This is a genomic window from Nocardia sp. NPDC127579 (assembly GCF_042672005.1).
Taxonomy (GTDB): Bacteria; Actinomycetota; Actinomycetes; order Mycobacteriales; family Mycobacteriaceae; genus Nocardia.
Genome location: NZ_JBHXVZ010000001.1, coordinates 750325 through 766155, shown reverse-complemented (window position 1 = coordinate 766155; position 15831 = coordinate 750325). Strand labels below are relative to the sequence as shown.

The 15831-nt window shown below is 69.0% G+C and carries 17 protein-coding genes; 4 read left to right on the top strand and 13 right to left on the bottom strand.

Annotated features, from left to right (window positions below; all coding sequences use genetic code 11):
* Positions 1-30: 30 nt before the first annotated feature.
* Entirely contained in the window at positions 31-1239 is a 1209-nt protein-coding gene (locus tag ACFVMC_RS02930; protein ID WP_379206311.1) for a GNAT family N-acetyltransferase, read from the bottom strand.
* Positions 1240-1336: 97 nt separating this feature from the next.
* On the opposite strand from ACFVMC_RS02930, the gene ACFVMC_RS02925 reads away from it, so the two are divergent.
* Positions 1337-2140: a TrmH family RNA methyltransferase gene (locus tag ACFVMC_RS02925; protein ID WP_379206309.1), complete on the top strand. Its 804-nt coding sequence runs from the start codon at positions 1337-1339 to the stop codon at positions 2138-2140.
* Positions 2137-2421: a DUF2537 domain-containing protein gene (locus tag ACFVMC_RS02920; protein WP_379206307.1), complete on the top strand. Its 285-nt coding sequence runs from the start codon at positions 2137-2139 to the stop codon at positions 2419-2421. The genes ACFVMC_RS02925 and ACFVMC_RS02920 overlap by 4 nt, the downstream gene beginning before the upstream one ends.
* A gap of 3 nt (positions 2422-2424) precedes the next feature.
* Here ACFVMC_RS02920 and ACFVMC_RS02915 read toward each other — a convergent pair whose 3' ends face one another.
* From ACFVMC_RS02915 to serC, 3 genes are all read right to left on the bottom strand, one after another.
* Positions 2425-3171 (bottom strand): DUF6928 family protein, encoded by a 747-nt coding sequence (locus ACFVMC_RS02915; RefSeq protein WP_379206306.1) that lies wholly within the window; start codon positions 3169-3171, stop codon positions 2425-2427.
* A gap of 222 nt (positions 3172-3393) precedes the next feature.
* Positions 3394-4659, bottom strand: coding sequence for a septation protein SepH (gene sepH / locus ACFVMC_RS02910; RefSeq protein WP_379206304.1), 1266 nt, complete (start codon positions 4657-4659; stop codon positions 3394-3396).
* Positions 4660-4926: 267 nt separating this feature from the next.
* A complete protein-coding gene (gene serC, locus ACFVMC_RS02905; RefSeq protein WP_379206302.1) occupies positions 4927-6051 on the bottom strand; it encodes a phosphoserine transaminase in 1125 nt (374 codons plus the stop codon).
* A gap of 64 nt (positions 6052-6115) precedes the next feature.
* Here serC and ACFVMC_RS02900 point away from each other — a divergent pair, with 64 nt between their 5' ends.
* Complete coding sequence (locus ACFVMC_RS02900; protein ID WP_379206301.1) at positions 6116-6769, top strand: hypothetical protein; 654 nt, start codon at positions 6116-6118, stop codon at positions 6767-6769.
* A gap of 59 nt (positions 6770-6828) precedes the next feature.
* Here ACFVMC_RS02900 and ACFVMC_RS02895 read toward each other — a convergent pair whose 3' ends face one another.
* The 4 genes from ACFVMC_RS02895 to pdxH form a co-directional block, all read right to left on the bottom strand.
* Positions 6829-7188 carry an FKBP-type peptidyl-prolyl cis-trans isomerase gene (locus ACFVMC_RS02895; RefSeq protein WP_379206299.1) on the bottom strand — a complete coding sequence of 120 codons (360 nt, stop codon included), beginning with the start codon at positions 7186-7188 and terminating at the stop codon, positions 6829-6831.
* A 35-nt stretch (positions 7189-7223) separates the two neighbouring features.
* A complete protein-coding gene (locus tag ACFVMC_RS02890) occupies positions 7224-8528 on the bottom strand; it encodes a citrate synthase (RefSeq protein ID WP_379206297.1) in 1305 nt (434 codons plus the stop codon).
* Between the two features lie 156 nt (positions 8529-8684).
* Positions 8685-9968 (bottom strand): MFS transporter, encoded by a 1284-nt coding sequence (locus ACFVMC_RS02885; protein WP_379206296.1) that lies wholly within the window; start codon positions 9966-9968, stop codon positions 8685-8687.
* Between the two features lie 48 nt (positions 9969-10016).
* Positions 10017-10745, bottom strand: a complete 729-nt coding sequence (pdxH, locus tag ACFVMC_RS02880; RefSeq protein WP_379206294.1) for a pyridoxamine 5'-phosphate oxidase — start codon at positions 10743-10745, stop codon at positions 10017-10019.
* A gap of 121 nt (positions 10746-10866) precedes the next feature.
* Between pdxH and ACFVMC_RS02875 the strand changes: the two genes are divergently transcribed.
* Entirely contained in the window at positions 10867-11988 is a 1122-nt protein-coding gene (locus ACFVMC_RS02875; RefSeq protein ID WP_379206293.1) for a citrate synthase 2, read from the top strand.
* Positions 11989-12060: 72 nt separating this feature from the next.
* On the opposite strand, the gene ACFVMC_RS02870 is transcribed toward ACFVMC_RS02875, so the two are convergent.
* The 5 genes from ACFVMC_RS02870 to ACFVMC_RS02850 all read right to left on the bottom strand — a co-directional run bounded on the left by ACFVMC_RS02870 (position 12061) and on the right by ACFVMC_RS02850 (position 15741).
* A complete protein-coding gene (locus ACFVMC_RS02870; RefSeq protein WP_379206291.1) occupies positions 12061-12441 on the bottom strand; it encodes a VOC family protein in 381 nt (126 codons plus the stop codon).
* Positions 12442-12537: 96 nt separating this feature from the next.
* Positions 12538-13239 carry a helix-turn-helix transcriptional regulator gene (locus ACFVMC_RS02865; RefSeq protein ID WP_379206290.1) on the bottom strand — a complete coding sequence of 234 codons (702 nt, stop codon included), beginning with the start codon at positions 13237-13239 and terminating at the stop codon, positions 12538-12540.
* A 39-nt stretch (positions 13240-13278) separates the two neighbouring features.
* Positions 13279-14607 carry a sensor histidine kinase gene (locus tag ACFVMC_RS02860; RefSeq protein WP_379206288.1) on the bottom strand — a complete coding sequence of 443 codons (1329 nt, stop codon included), beginning with the start codon at positions 14605-14607 and terminating at the stop codon, positions 13279-13281.
* A complete protein-coding gene (locus ACFVMC_RS02855) occupies positions 14604-15302 on the bottom strand; it encodes a response regulator transcription factor (protein ID WP_379206286.1) in 699 nt (232 codons plus the stop codon). The genes ACFVMC_RS02860 and ACFVMC_RS02855 overlap by 4 nt, the downstream gene beginning before the upstream one ends.
* A 55-nt stretch (positions 15303-15357) precedes the next feature.
* A complete protein-coding gene (locus tag ACFVMC_RS02850) occupies positions 15358-15741 on the bottom strand; it encodes a hemophore-related protein (RefSeq protein ID WP_379206285.1) in 384 nt (127 codons plus the stop codon).
* Positions 15742-15831: the final 90 nt, after the last annotated feature.

The following is a 15831-nucleotide window of genomic DNA, read 5'->3' as shown; positions in this document are numbered from 1 at the left end:
GGATTCTGAAGGAACGCTTGGGATGATCTTTCAGAAATGCCAGCCGAGCTCGGCGTCGTGGTCGGTGGCGAAGGCGTGTTCCAAGGCTTGGATCCGGGCCGGATCCTTCGTCTGGAGCCGCTGGGCCGCGGCGAACACCCGAGCCGGATAGGCGCCGAGATACAGGCTGCCCAGCACGTCGATGCCGAGTTCGATATCCGGGGTCCGGGTGGTCGGGGCGCAGTCGGCGGCACCGTCGCGCACGCGCAGCGCGAAGGTGCCGCCCGCCTCGCGGAACGGATCCCGCACGGCCAGAACGACATCCAGATCGGTGCGATAGGACCGGGCGGTCAGCGCGGCCGGTACGTCCATACAGCGCAGCCAGAGCGCGTCGTAGCGGGCCTGGGTGCGGACCAGCCGCAGATCGGTCAGCAGGTAGGGGAGCGGGTCGTGCTCGGCGAGCACCGCCTCGATCCCGACGACGAGCTCGAGCCCGAACAGCGCCCGCCACAGGGCGATATGCGCCTCGGCGGTCACCGTCCGCAGCTCCACGACCTCGACGTCGGTTCCGCTGTCCCGGTGGTGGTAGCGGTAGAGGACATAGCCGTCCGGGTGCAGCAGCGCGAACAGTTCGGTGCCGCCGCCGCGCCAGCCCTCGGGATCGCCGAACCGGATCTCCCAGGAGGCGTCCGGGCGCGCCTGCATGCCGGGTGTGAACCGCCGCAGCCGGTCGTAGAGCGCCTTGATCGGCTCGATCGCGGTCGCGACCGGCACCGACTCGACCCCGCCCGGGTCCGGCGTGCCCGGCCGGAACTCGGCGAAGCGCCGGTCGACGGTGATCCGGTTCTCCCGGATCGTCGGGCCGTAGCCGAACCGGCCGTAGATGCCGCCCTGACTGGCGGTGAAGATGGTCAGCGGCAGCCCGGCCGCCTCGGTGCGCCGATGCTGCTCCTCGTACATGGCCCGCAGGATGCCGCGCCGCCGATACATCGGCGACACTGTCACGCCCGCGATGCCGGTGGCCTCGACCGTGCGCTCGCCCGGCACGGTCAGCGTCATGGTGCGGGATTTGGTGCACCCGACCACCCGGTCGCCGTCCACCGCGACGATCGCGTCCTGTAGCGGGAAGAGTCGCGCGGACCGCTCCCGATAGGCCGGTTCGGCGGGCCAGGTGAACGAGACCGCGGCGAGCAGCGCGATCTGCTCCGCATCCGCGGTGGTGGCCGAACGAAGTGTGATCCCGGATTCGGTCGTCATCATCCGACCATGGCATGTCGACCCCACGCACGCACCTGAATTCCGGGGGCGTGGCCACCGGGGTACGTCCCCGCACAGGCGACCCGGCAGGATAGGGCCCGTGGCTGAAGTGATCGATATCGACGATCCCGCGGACCCGCGGGTCGACGATTTCCGCGATCTCTCCTCCGCCGACCGCAGACCGGACCTGCCGGGGCGGAAGGGGTTGGTGATCGCGGAGGGGGTGGTGGTGGTACAACGCATGCTGGATTCGCGGTTCACGCCGAGCGCGCTGCTCGGCGTCGGCAAACGCTACGAGCAGCTCGCGGCGGATCTGGCCGGGGTCGCCGCGCCGTACTACCGGGCGAGCGCCGAGGTGATGGCGGAAGTGGTGGGTTTCCACCTCAATCGGGGCGTACTCGCCGTCGCGCCGCGGCCCGCGGAACTGAGCTTGGACGACGTGCTCGCCGACGCGCGTACTGTCGCGGTGCTGGAAGGCGTGAACGACCACGAGAATCTCGGCTCGATGTTCCGCAATGCCGCTGGGCTGGGCGCGGACGCGGTGCTGTTCGGCGACCGGTGCGCCGATCCGCTGTATCGCCGCGCGGTGCGGGTCTCGATGGGTCATGTACTGCGGGTGCCGTTCGCGGCTGTGCCGGATTGGCCGGATGGCCTGGATATACTGCGGCACAGAGGTTTTCGGATCATCGCGCTGACACCGAATCCGGCGGCGGTGAATCTGGCCACCGCGATGGCGGGGGAGCGGGTGGCTTTGCTGCTGGGGGCGGAGGGCCCGGGATTGACCGAGGAAGCCATGCGGGCCACCGACATCCGGGCGCGGATCCCGATGTCGCCCGGCACCGATTCCCTGAATGTGGCCACGGCCGCCGCTATGGCGTTCTACGAGCGGGTGAGGACATCGTGATCCCAGGCGAATACCGCGACCCCACCCCGTGGGCGGCCGGGATCACGGTATCGGTGCTGGTCGCGCTGCTGACCGCGGCGGCGGTCTACTCCTTCGGCGACGCGCTCGCCCAGGTCCATCCGCTGCTGTCGATCGTGGTGAACCTGGTGGCGGCGGGCGGCGCCGCGCCCACCGCCTGGCGCTGGCGCGGCGCGCCGGTCACCAGGTGGGTGGTGGCGGGGCTGACGGCCGGCGTACTGCTGGCCTGGATCGCGCTGTTCGCCGGGTTGGTCTTCGGCTGAGCGTCAGGAGACGCGGTCGCGTCCGCGGATCCAGTGCAGGATGCTGCGGCGCTGCGGCCGCACGGCTAGGTCCGGCTCCTGCGGTGACAGCCGGGTTTCCGGTTCCGGCGCCTGGCCCTTCGGGTACAGCGTGAAGCCGCAGACCGCGATGTCGCGGGGCGTCAGCTCGCCCGCGGGCGCGGGGGCGCGGTAACGGAATCCGAGCCACTCGCTGTTCGCGGCGTCGGCGAATTCGGGCGGATCGAAGGGCAGCATCTGCGGGTCGGGCAGTTCGCCCGCGCGCCAGCGCACCGGATGCTCGCCCGCCCAGAATTCGCGTTCCCACACCAGCGGCAGGCCCTCGTCCTCCAGGATGTTGACCCGGGTGGAACTGAAGGAGCGGCGGAATTCGCCACGCTCCCAATGCGCGAACGCACCCCAGGCGTAGGCGGAGTCGAAGGCGACGAGGAAGGTGTGCTCGGAGGCGAGCGGGCGGATCAGCAGCTCCGAGAGCGCGGTCGGGCGGACCAGTGCGGCCTGCGCGGAGCACAGCACGGTGACGCCGGGATAGCAGCCGATGTACACCTCGCCGACCGCCGGACCCGCGCAACCGGCCAGGGTGCCGACCATGATCGGACGGACGTCGCGGTCGGCGTGCAGCTGTTTGGCCAGTGCCAGAGCGGCTTCCGGATCCGGGTCGCGGTGATCGCGCAGTACGGCCAGCGGATCGGGGGCGTCGACGTACCAGAGAGTCGAGGCTTTGGACAGCACGAACGGCACCTCCCGATGGTTACACCAGCTAAGCAAACCGTTGGCAACTCTAACCGTCAGCGCTGACGGCCCGGCTACCGCGAACTGTTCATCAAATTTACCCGTACATATCGGCCAATGCCGTCGGTTCGGCGTGCGAACACGCCAGGGAGACTCAAAAATTGCAGTTTCAGATAGCCGCCAGCAACCTTTTCGGGCGCGGGTAAACCCGTGGGAACCGGCTCAGTGACCGGAGCTGCGGACGCCGAGCAGCACGTCCTCCCAGGACGGCATGGGCGCTTTGCCCCGCTTGTTGCGCGTGGCCTTCGCGGGGGCCGGTTTGGCCGGCTTCTTCTCCGCCGGAGCAGGTTCGGCCGGGGCCGCGGCCTCGGGGGTTTCCGGAGCGCTCGGCTTCGGCGCGGTGGGGGCGCTGCCACCAGCGGCGCTCGTCGGTGCGCTGCCACCTGCGGTGACAGTCGGTGCATTTCCGCCCGTGGTCACAGTCGAAGCGCTGTCGCCCGCGGTGACGGTCGAACCGCCGGTGCCGGCCGCGACCGAGGGTGCGCTGCTGCCCGCGGTGACAGTCGGTGCGTTGCCGCCGGCGGTGACGGTCGGAGTTGCGGCGGCAGCGGGTGCGCTCGCCGCGGCAGGCGCGGCAGCCGGAGTGGGCGCGGGAGCCGGTGTCGCGGGAGCCGGAATCGCCGCCGCGCCACCACCGGCCGCGACCGCACGCTGCGGCTCGTAGTACTCCTCGACGGCCGGCTGGGTCTGCCGGGCGGCCGGACGCGGCGGCAACATCGCCTCGCGCGTGGCCGGGCGGGTCTCGGCGGGCCGCTGCGATTCGACCACCGGGGGCTCCGGCTCCACCACGGGCACTTCGACTTCCGCCGCGGCGGGCAGAATCGTGGCCAGCCCGCGCAGTGCCCGGCCGAAATCGGGATCGACCAGGTCGGCGGCGGGATCGTCGAGCGGGGAGACCGAACCACCGTGCGCGTCGGGCTGATAGCGCCAGTGCGCGGCGATCTCGGAATGTCCGTTCTGCCACTGGAGCTGGGCGACCCAGTAGCCCTTCTCGTCCTTCCAGGCATCCCACTCGGCATTGTCGAGGGTGTGCCCGCGCTCGGTGAACGCGGCGGTGACGATATCGATGAGAGTTTCGACGGCGGGCCCGTCGGGCCGCACCGGATGCGCCTTCTGCGCGAGTTCGGCGGCGCGGGCGCGTTCCAGCAGCACGGGGTAGGCGAAACGCTCCACCCGGCTCGACGGCATACCGGATTCTTCGGTGACTTGTTCTACGGAGGCCCCGGCACGGATACGAGCTTGAATATCGCGGGGACGCATAGTTGCTTCCATCTCGATCTCAATCTGGCCGAATCGGGCAAGGTCTCCGCGGGCCGCGGCTCTTAGCTTGTCGTCGGCGGGCAGCCGGAACTTGGTGCCGGATTCCGTATCGATGCACACGATGTGGGTGGAGTCGGGCGTCACCCCGATCACTCGAAGTTCACGCACCGTTACCTCCTTATCGCGTCGGCTCGCGACACCGCCCACCACTCTTGCGAAACAGTAGTGCACAGTTGTTGTTCTCGAGGCAAGACACGCGGGCCGAATATCGGCCCAGAACGCGCTGCACCCGCTAATCTGCTCTGTTCGACTGCGCGGAATTCGATCTACGGCGTGTCGAATTCCGGTGTGTCGCAGGGCAACACCAGGGGGATGGCAGCGGGCGGAGCTTGCGGAGCCCGCGGGGTGGGTAAGAACCGTGCACTACTGCTCGAGTCAGGCGAGGTTTTCCACGACCCAGTCGATGCAGCGGGTCAGCTGCGACACGTCCTCCGGATCGATGGCCGGGAACATGCCGATGCGCAGCTGGTTACGGCCCAGCTTGCGGTACGGCTCGGTGTCGACGATCCCATTGGCGCGCAGCACCTTCGCGACCTGCGCCGCGTCCACCGACTCGGCGAAGTCGATGGTGCCGACCACCTGCGAGCGGTGCGCCGGATCGACCACGTAGGGGGTGGCGTACTCGCTGGCCTCGGCCCAGCTGTACAGGCGCGACGAGGAATCCAGGGTCCGCTTGACCGCCCAGTCCAGGCCGCCGTTACCGTTCAGCCACTCGATCTGGTCGGCGAACAGCAGCAGGGTGGCCAGCGCCGGGGTGTTGTAGGTCTGGTCCTTGGTGGAGTTGTCGATCGCGATCGGCAACGACAGGAAGTCCGGGGTCCAGCGGTTCGACGCCTTGATCTCCTCGACCCGCGCCAGCGCGGCGGGGCTCATCAGCGCGACCCACAGGCCACCGTCCGCGGCGAAGCACTTCTGCGGCGCGAAGTAGTAGACGTCGGCGTCGTTGATGTCGACGGGCAGGCCGCCCGCGCCCGAGGTGGCGTCGATGGCGATCAGCGCGTGCTCCGAACCGGCGGGGCGCTGCACCGGAATCGCGACACCGGTGGAGGTCTCGTTGTGTGCCCAGCCGATCAGGTCGGCCGACGGGTCCGAGGTCGGCGCGGGCGCGCTGCCCGGCTCCGCCTTGACCACGATCGGATCACCGATGAACGGATTGCCCTTGGCCACCGAGGCGAACTTCGAGGAGAATTCGCCGTTGGTCAGGTGCAGCGAACGCTCCCGGATCAGGCCGAAGGCGGCGGCGTCCCAGAACGCCGTGGTGCCACCGTTGCCCAGCACCACCTCGTAGCCCTCGGGCAGCGAGAACAGGTCGCGCAGACCGCCGCGCACCCGCGCCACCACATCCTTGACCGGCTTCTGCCGGTGCGAGGTGCCGAACACGGAAGCGCCGGTGTCGACCAGCGACTGGAGCTGTTCCGGGCGGACCTTGGAGGGGCCGCAGCCGAACCGTCCGTCGGCAGGCTTGAGGTCGGCGGGAATGGTCGGGAGCGCAGTGGTCATGGCGAACAGACTAAAGGGTGGTATCTCTGTGTCCCTGACCACACTGGCATTAACGTAGCCGCTCATGGACATGGCGTCGGCGAATCCGGGGTGGCTGTTGCGCGCGAGACGATCTCGCACATTCGGCGGGCGGAGCTCGGTTCTCTCCGACGCCGCGCGACGGGAGCTGCTGCTACACGGTTCCGCGGGCACCGCCACCGTGCTCGGCCTGCGCCGTGGTTCCGGCAAGGCCGTGGAGTCGGAGTGGACGTTCTGGGTGCGGGTGCAACTGGACGGTGAGCGGCCTTACGAGGCTCGGGTGCGGCAACGCGTGCGCGCGGCCGAACTGGAGGACATGGGTCCCGGCGATGTGATCGGCTGTCGCGTCGACCCGGGCGACCAGGACCGCCTGGTCCTGTATCCGCCGAATTCGCCGGAGGCCACCGGTGTCGGTATCGCGAAGATCCTCGCCGACGGCCGCCGCGCCGACGGCACCGTCCTCGCCGCCGCTCCCGTAGCCGCCGACTACACCGCCCGCCGCGACCCGATCCTGCGCCTGCACCTGGAGTTGCGCGCCTGGGACGAGCCGAAGCCCTGGCGGGTCCGCCTGACCCAGCCGGTCCCGCTGCACGCCATCGGACTGATCGACCTGGGCCAGCACCTGGAGGTCGCCTTCTTCACCGTCGACCACGGCGAAACCGTGGCGGTCGACTGGGCGGCGTCGCTGGGCGAGGACTAGGGCTTTCGACGACAACGGCCCGTGTTCCCCAGGGAACACGGGCCGCGGTGCGGATCGGGTTACTTCGCCTCGAGCAGATCGATCACGAAGACCAGGGTCTTGCCCGAGAGGTGGTGACCGGCGCCGGCTTCGCCGTAGGCCAGCTTCGGCGGGATGGTCAGCTGGCGGCGGCCGCCGACCTTCATACCGGGGATGCCGTCCTGCCAGCCCTGGATCAGGCCGCGCAGCGGGAAGGAGATGGATTCGCCACGGTCCCAGGACGAGTCGAACTGCTCACCGGTGTCGAATTCCACACCGACGTAGTGCACCTCGACGGTGCCGCCGGGCACGGCTTCGGTGCCCTCGCCCTCGATGATGTCCTTGATCACGAGCTCGGTGGGCGCGGGGCCCGCCTGGAATTCGATCTCCGGCTTCGACATTCGGTCTATCCCTTCGATAGGTGAGGTGGTGTGACTCAGCGGGTGGTGATGGCTTGGTAGTCGCGCTCGCCGTAGCCGGTGTAGATCTGGCGCGGACGGCCGATCTTCAGCGGCTCGGAGTGCATCTCGCGCCAGTGCGCGATCCAGCCCGGCAGCCGGCCCATGGCGAACAGCACGGTGAACATGCGGGTCGGGAAGCCCATGGCCCGGTAGATGACGCCGGTGTAGAAGTCGACGTTCGGGTACAGGCGGCGTTCGACGAAGTACTCGTCGGTGAGCGCCGCTTCCTCGAGCGCCTTGGCGATATCGAAGAGCTGATCGTCGCCGCCGAGTTTGCGCAGGATGGCGTCGGCGTGCTTTTTGGCGATCGCGGCACGCGGGTCGTAGTTGCGGTAGACGCGGTGCCCGAAGCCCATGAGCTTCACGCCGTCTTCCTTGTTCTTGACCTTGCGGATGAATTCCTTGACGTCACCACCGTTGGCCTTGATGTCGTCCAGCATCTCCAGCACGGCCTGGTTGGCGCCGCCGTGCAGCGGGCCCCACAGCGCGTTGATGCCGCCGGACACCGAGGTGAACAGGTTGGCGTCGGAGGAGCCGACCAGGCGGACGGTGGAGGTGGAGCAGTTCTGCTCGTGATCGGCGTGCAGGATCAGCAGCATGTCGAGTGCGGCGGCGACCTCGGGGTCGACCTCGTACGGTTCGGCGGGGAAGCCGAAGGTCATGCGCAGGAAGTTCTCTACCAGCGACAGCGAGTTGTCCGGGTAGAGGAAGGGCTGGCCCACCGACTTCTTGTAGGAGTAGGCCGCGATGGTCGGCAGCTTCGCCAATAGTCGGATGGTGGATAGCTCGACCTGCTCGGGGTCGCGCGGGTCCAGCGAGTCCTGGTAGTACGCCGAAAGGGCGTTGACCGCGGAGGACAGCACGGGCATCGGGTGCGCGTTGCGCGGGAAGCCGTCGAAGAACCGCTTGAGGTCCTCGTGCAGCAGGGTGTGCCGGCGGATCCGGTCGGTGAAGTCGTCGAGCTGGGCCTGGGTGGGTAGCTCGCCGTAGATCAGCAGGTAGCTGACCTCGATGAAGGTCGAGGAGTCGGCCAGCTGCTCGATCGGGTAGCCGCGGTAGCGCAGGATGCCCTGCTCACCGTCGATGTAGGTGATCGCCGACTTGGTCGACGCGGTGTTCATGAAGCCGGGGTCGTAGGTCACGTACCCGGTGCTGGCCAGCATTTTGCCCAGATCGATGCCGTCGTTGCCCTCTTCGGCTTGGGCGATCGTCATGGGGTATTCGCCGCCGGGGTAGCTCAGTACCGGCTTGGCGTCGTTGATGTGGTCGTTCTCGGGCACGGAAGGATCCCTCTCAGGCTAGGACCGTCGGCATCGAAGTGCGGTCGGCACGGCGGTGCGATTACCTAGACGCTAGTCGCTGTCCACGCGGCCCGAGAACGAGGGTGCCCACCCGGCGACCTCACAAACCTCCCGTGAAGGCGTGAGGTTTGCCGGTTATGCCGACACCCGCATCGGGTGTGTCCCGGCCACGCGGTAACGCAGGAAAGCCGGAAACGCCAGGGCCGCGAGAACTACCCCGACCACGACCAGGACACCGCCGCCGGCCGCCGCCACGGCGGTACCCAGGCTCGCCGCCGCGAAACCGTGTGCAACATCACCGATTCGAGGCCCACCAGCGACGATGACGGTGAAGACGCCCTGTAGCCGGCCGCGCATCTCGTCGGTGGTGACGGTTTGCAGCATGGCCACCCGCAGGGCCGCCGACACCATGTCGACCGCGCCGCCGAAGGCCGAGCAGGCCAGCGCGATCCACAGTCCGGCCGTGACTCCGAGGCCGTGTCCGGTGAAGCCCACGGCCAGCCCGAAACCGAGCATGGCCACACCCCACAGCGCGATGCAGACCAGCACCGTCAGCCCCTGGCGGCGGACCTGCGAGATCCAGCCGGAGAAGACGCCGCCGAGCACCGCGCCCACCGACATCGACGCGAACAGCAGGCCCAGGGCCACTCCGCCGCTCGCCGGATCGCCGAATGTCTTGTGCGCGATCTCGGGGTACAGCGCCCGGCTCATGCCGAAGACCATGGCGATCACATCGACCACGAAGGAGGCGAGCAGGATGCGCTGGGTCGCCAGGTACACGAATCCGTCCAGGACCGTGCGCAATCCGGCGGTGCGGGCGGTGCCGGTCGGTGGGAGTGCGGGCAGCCGCCAGACGGCCCAGACCGTGGCCAGCAGGGTGACCGCGTCGATCAGATACAGCGTGGACAGTCCGACGAACGGAATCAGCACCCCGGCCAGCACCGGTCCCGCGATGGCGCCGAACTGCATCACGGTCATGCCGAGCGCGCTGGCCGAGGCCAGCTGTTCCTCGGGGAGCAGGCGCGGGATGGCGGCGCTGCGGGTCGGCTGGTTGACGGCGAACAGCGCCTGCTGCACGGCGAACAGCAGCAGCACCACCCACACGTTGTTCAGTCCGGCGGCGGCCTGGGCCCAGAAGGCGAGCGCGGTCAGCCCGATGCCGATCGTGGTGATCAGCAGCAGTTTGCGCCGATCCATCACATCGGCGAGCGCGCCGCCCCACAGGCCGAACAGGATCAGCGGCACCACGCCGAACAGGCCCGCCAGGCCCACATAGCCCGAGCTGCCGGTGATCTCGAAGAGCTGCTGCGGTACCGCGACCACGGCCAGCTGCGATCCGATGACGGTGACGATCTGGCTGGTCCACAACCGCCGGAAGTCGGGATGGCGCAGCGGGGTGGTGTCGGCGAGCAGTCTCACCGATCGGAGCGTATCGAGCGGTTCAGGTTCGTGGCAGTGTGGAATTGCTCACGGTTGTAGTCGCTGAATCCTGGTGCCGTCGGCGCTGATTCGCGCCACGATCCGATTGTGCAGCCGTCCGCGGCGACCCTGCCAGAACTCGACCTCGTCGGGGCGCAGCAGGTAACCGCCCCAGTGTGGCGGCACCGGGATCTCGTCGATCGCGGCGAACCGCTCGGTGGTCTCGGCCAGGATCCGGTCCAGTTCCGCGCGTGAACCGATCGGCTTGGATTGCTGCGAGGCCCAGGCCCCCAGCTGGGAATCGCGCGGACGGGAGCGCCAGTAGAGCTCGGTGGTCTCGGCCGAGGTCCGCTCCACCGCGCCGCGCACATGGACCTGGCGGCCGAGCGCGGGCCAGAGGAAGGTGGCCGCGGCGAACGGAACCCCGGTCAGCTGGGTGCCCTTGGCGGAGTCGTAGTTGGTGTAAAAAGTCACACCCGCGGGCGAGAGACCCTTGCACAGCACGGTTCTGGCTACCGGGCGCGCGACGCCGTCGGACAGCGCGACGGTGGCCAGCACCATGGCGTTCGGTTCGGCGATGCCGACCGCGGTGGCCTGTTCGATCCAGTGCCGGAGCAGGGGTTCCCAGCCGCCGGCCAGCCAGGTTTCGTCCAGGTCGGTGTCCTCGCCGCTGCCGAAGTGCAGCACGCCGTAGTCGACGCGCATGGCGGCGAGATCGGTGGTGGTGTGGTTGTCGGCCGGGTTGCGGTCGCTGGGGAAATTGTCCTCCGCCTGCATGGGCCAGACGTTACTCCGGGGTAGCAAAGAGTTATCGTTTTCCTGATCGGCATGTGCCTCGGCGAGCCATCTCATCGACGAGTGACCACCATGCGACCCGTAGTGCAAGGAGAGTCCCAACATGACTACCGCCGTACCCGATGATTTCGTCAGCGGCCTCGAGGGTGTGGTGGCCTTCACCACCGACATCGCCGAGCCCGACAAGGACGGCGGCGCGCTGCGCTACCGCGGCGTCGACATCGAGGACCTGGTCGGTGGCCGGGTGACCTTCGGTGATGTGTGGGCGCTGCTGGTCGACGGGGAATTCGGCCGCGGCCTGCCGCCCGCCGAGCCCTTCCCGCTGCCCGTGCACACCGGTGACGTGCGTGTCGACGTGCAGGCCGGTCTTGCCATGCTGGCCCCGATCTGGGGTTACGAGCCGCTGCTCGACATCGATGACGAGACCGCACGGGAGAATCTGGCCCGCGCCTCGGTGATGGCGCTGTCCTATGTCGCGCAGTCCGCGCGTGGCATCTACCAGCCCGCCGTGCCGCAGAAGAAGATCGACGAGTGCACCACCGTCACCGAGCGTTTCATGACGCGCTGGAAGGGTGACCCGGATCCGGCGCACACCGAGGCCATCGACGCCTACTGGGTCTCGGCCGCCGAGCACGGTATGAACGCCTCCACCTTCACTGCCCGCGTCATCGCCTCCACCGGCGCCGATGTGGCGGCCTCGCTGTCCGGTGCGATCGGCGCCATGTCCGGCCCGCTGCACGGCGGCGCCCCGGCCCGCGTGCTGCCGATGATCGAAGCCGTCGAAAAGTCCGGTGACGCCCGGGCATTGGTCAAGGGCATCCTGGACCGCAAGGAGAAGCTGATGGGCTTCGGCCACCGGGTCTACCGGGCCGAGGACCCGCGCGCCCGCGTGCTGCGCGCCACCGCCAAGCGACTGAACGCCCCGCGTTTCGAGGTCGCCGCCGCGCTGGAGCAGGCCGCGCTGGCCGAGCTGCGCGAGCGTCGCCCGGACCGCGCCATCGAGACCAATGTGGAGTTCTGGGCCGCGGTGATCCTGGACTTCGCCGAGGTCCCGGCACACATGATGCCCGCGATGTTCACCTGCGGCCGCACCGCCGGCTGGTGCGCGCACATCCTGGAGCAGAAGCAGCTGGGCAAGCTCGTGCGCCCGGCCGCCATCTACACCGGCCCGGGACCGCGGCAGCCGAAGGATGTCGCCGGCTGGTCGGCCATCACCCACGGCTGATTCACCGAGAACGGCTGTCGAGCCGGGCAATTCGAGCGGAACCCGCTCGAATTGCCCGGCTCGGCTCGTTCGTCAGGGCCGCGGCGCGGGGGTGAAGACGCCGAAGCGGTTGCCCGACACATCGCGCAGATGCGCGAAGACCAGCCCGTTGGGGGTGGTGACGGGCGGCACGAGCACCTTGCCGCCGAGACGTTCGGACTGCGCGATGGTGGCGGCGACATCCGGCACCAGCACCATGAAGACGGTGTGATTGTCCGCGGCGTCGTCGGTGTGCGAGATACCGCCGTGCGGCTGCGCGTCACCGGGGTAGGTGATCAGGTCGTAGGCCGCACCGCTGTCCGGGTCGGCGGTGAAGTGCCAGCCGAACAGCTCACCGTAGAACTGCTGGGCCTGCTCCGGCTGGTCGGTGCCGATCTGGAACCACGTGACGGTGTTGAAGGCGGGGTCGGTCATGGTTGTCTCTCTCGGTCGGATCGTGATGCTTGCCGGACCACGATCACCCCGTATGGCGACAACCCTGTGTCGGTGTTTCCGGAGCGGTTCCACAGATCACAATCCGACCGCCCGAACTTGGTGATCGGACGGGCCGCTCGGATACCCCTCGCGCGGGCGGATCGGCGCGAGCAGATCGGTGAGCGTGAGATCGCGCATCCGGTCCAGCCGGAAGACCCGGAACCCGCCGCGCAGCCGGCACCAGGCGATGAGATACCAGCCGCGCTGGCCGTTGACCAGCTCGACCGGCTCGATCGCGCGTTCGCTGATCCGTCCGTGCTGATCCAGATAGCCCATGCGCAGCACCAGTCCGCGCTCGATCGCCTGCCCGATCACCGGTGGCAGCTCCGGGTCCGGCGGGGTACCCAGCGGCTCCACCAGGCGCACTCGGGCCGCGAGATCGCGGGCCGCGGCGGCATTGCGGTCCGACATCGCGGCCAGTACTTTGTGCAGCGCGCTGCGACCGGCGTGATCGAACGGGCCGCCCCGATTGCGGGCCAAAGCCACTGCCAGAGCGACGGTTTCGGCCGCGGTGAAATTCAGCGGCGGCAGCGACATGCTCTTTTCCAGCGCGTACCCGCCGCGGCGGCCGACATCGGCGTAGATCGGGATGCCCGCCTGCTGCAGCGCGGCGATATCCCGCTCGATGGTACGCAGGCTGACGCTGTGCCGCTGCGCCAACTGCCGCGCGGTGCGCAGCCGCGGCGCGACCGCCCGTAACTCCTCGACGATCGCGTACAACCGATCCGTTCGGTTCACCCCGTCACCGTAGCCCCGCCCACCGACAGGTTCGGCTACTCAGCGCGCGGGCAGATCCAGGACCAGGCGGGCGCCGCCGAGCGGGCTGGCCTCGAAATAGGCGTGCCCGCCGTGCAATTGGGCCTGCTGCGCGACCAGTGCCAGGCCCAGGCCGGAGCCGCCCTTGCTGGCCTGGCTGCCGCGGTAGAACCGCTCGAACACCGCGGTCCGCTCGTCGGCCGGTATGCCGATGCCGTCGTCGTCGACGCTGATCACGATATGCCCGTCGGGCCTGCGGTGCGCGGACACCAGGGCGTGCGTGGCCTGCCCGTGTTTGACCGAGTTGGCCAGGGCATTGTCCACGGCCAGGCGCAGCCCGGCGGGCAGTCCACGGGTGATGAGCTCGGCGTCGGTGTCGATGCTGACCTCGAGGGTGGGGAAGTGGCGCATGGCATCGTGGGCGGCCTGGTCGCACAGATCGCCCACATCGGTGTCCACGTGGTCGCGTTCATTGGTGAGATCGCCGCTGGCCAGGCGTTCCAGCGCCGCCAGCGTGGCCTCAACCCGGCCCTGGCTGCGCTGTAGATCGGCCAGGATCTCGGTGCGCTGCGTCTCGTCCAGGTCCAGGGTGCGCAGCACCTCCAGGTCGGTGCGCATGGCGGTGAGCGGCGTGCGCAGTTCATGCGCGGAGACCGCCGCGAAATCGCGCGCGGTGGCCAGCGCGGCCGCCGTCTCGGCCTGCGCCTCGTCGACCCGGCCCAGCATCGTGTTCACCGCGTCGGCCAGCTGCTGGGCCTCCCGTACGCCCGAACCATCGACGGGGACCGGGGGATTGGCGGGATCGGCGAAACCGCTGCGGCCCGCGACCTGGCGGGTCAGGCGCACGATCGGGCGCACCGCGCGACCGGCGAACAGCCAGCCCAGCGCCGCGGCCGCGGCGATCGCCAGCAGCGCGCCCGCCAGCACCCACTGGCGCTGTTCGGCGGTCGCCCGCGCGGCCTCGTCGGCAGGAATGCCCAGGGTCACCACCCGGCCGGGAATCTGCTTCTCGGTGGTGGTGAGAATCCGATAGTTGCCGCCGCGCACCACCACGGTGCGGAAACCCGTTGGCGCCTGGGGTAATTGGATCTGACTGCTGGCGGTGACCGTGCCGTTGTCGCGGACGGTGACGGCGATGTCGTTGTTCAACCCGGTCACCCCGATCAGCCGGACCGCGACCACCGGGTCGATCAGTACCAGATGCGATGCCAGCCGCAACTGCTGGTCGCTCTCGCGCACATTGTTGAGCTCGATCGCGCGAATGCTGATCAGGCTCAACAGGGTAACGATCAGAATCGCGCCCATCGCCGCCGCGCCCGCGACCCGGGTACGCAGCGAGAAAGCCCTCATTTCGGCGGCCGCAGCACGAACCCGACACCGCGAATCGTGTGCAACAGCCTCGGGGTGTCGTGGGTTTCGAGTTTGCGTCGCAGATAACCGACGAACACGTCGACCACATTGGTGTCGGCCGCGAAGTCGTAGCCCCACACCAGTTCCAGCAGCCGCTCCCGGCTCAGCACCACGCCCGCATTGCGGGCCAGCGTCGACAACAGCTCGAATTCCCTTTTGGTGAGCTCGATCTCGTGCCCGTGCAGCAGCGCCCGATAGCCGGCCTCGTCCACCTCGAGCGGGCCGACCGTGATCGCGCCCGGCGTCTCCGGCAGCGGGGTGTCCGAGCGCCGCCGCAGCAGCGCCCGGATCCGGGCCACCAGTTCGGCCAGCACGAACGGCTTGACCAGATAGTCGTCGGCGCCCGACTCCAGCCCCGCGATCCGGTCGTCCACCGAGGCGCGGGCGCTGAGCACACAGATCGGCACCTCGTTGCCCATGGCGCGCAGGGCGGTGACCACGCCGGCGCCGTCGAGCACCGGCATGTTCATGTCGAGAACGATCGCGTCGGGCGCGTGTTCGCTGACACTGCGCAGCGCGGCCGCCCCGTCCCGGGCCACCAGCACCCGGAACCCGGACAGCCGCAATCCGCGCTCGACCGAGGCGAGCACGTCCTCGTCGTCATCGACCACAAGCACCGTCGGATTTGCCGTCACAGAGTCATTGTGCCGCGCCAACTCGGCCGGATCGGTCAAGGTGACGCTCACCGGCTCAGTAGGTGTGGCAGACGGCGGCGACCTCGGCGATGGTGTTCGCCAGGCCCGCGGCGCGCGGATCGTTCTGCGCCTGCGCGGCGGCATCGGGGTTCTCGTCGAGGATGCGCTGGAATTCGGCGCGGCGCTGCTCGACCGGCAGATCGAACTTGGCCTTCAGCTCGGCCTTCTGCTCGGGATTGTTGTCGAGGATGTTGGCCAGCGCCGGAGCCTTGGCGTGCAGGGCGGCATCCACCTGCGCGAAGGAGCAGTCCGAATTCAGCAGCGGCGCCGCCAATTCCATCGGGCCCGCGTTCGCCACGCCCGGCGCGAGCAGCACGGCGATGGCCCCCGCGCCGCCGGCGAGCAGGGCGATGGTGGGGCGAGCAGGGAAACGGATCATGGAGTCACTCCCGATTTTCGAGGGGTTGCCGATACGCCCTCGACGCTATTACCCCGCTCTGGCCCATGTCTTAGTGCCGGATGAGAAACC

Coding starts and splice junctions, on each gene's coding strand:
- ACFVMC_RS02930 (WP_379206311.1), bottom strand. CDS start 1,239: ATGATGACGACCGAATCCGGGATCACACTTCGTTCGGCCACCACCGCG.
- serC (WP_379206302.1), bottom strand. CDS start 6,051: ATGACCACTGCGCTCCCGACCATTCCCGCCGACCTCAAGCCTGCCGAC.
- ACFVMC_RS02900 (WP_379206301.1), top strand. CDS start 6,116: ATGGACATGGCGTCGGCGAATCCGGGGTGGCTGTTGCGCGCGAGACGA.
- ACFVMC_RS02895 (WP_379206299.1), bottom strand. CDS start 7,188: ATGTCGAAGCCGGAGATCGAATTCCAGGCGGGCCCCGCGCCCACCGAG.
- pdxH (WP_379206294.1), bottom strand. CDS start 10,745: ATGCAGGCGGAGGACAATTTCCCCAGCGACCGCAACCCGGCCGACAAC.
- ACFVMC_RS02875 (WP_379206293.1), top strand. CDS start 10,867: ATGACTACCGCCGTACCCGATGATTTCGTCAGCGGCCTCGAGGGTGTG.
- ACFVMC_RS02870 (WP_379206291.1), bottom strand. CDS start 12,441: ATGACCGACCCCGCCTTCAACACCGTCACGTGGTTCCAGATCGGCACC.
- ACFVMC_RS02860 (WP_379206288.1), bottom strand. CDS start 14,607: ATGAGGGCTTTCTCGCTGCGTACCCGGGTCGCGGGCGCGGCGGCGATG.
- ACFVMC_RS02850 (WP_379206285.1), bottom strand. CDS start 15,741: ATGATCCGTTTCCCTGCTCGCCCCACCATCGCCCTGCTCGCCGGCGGC.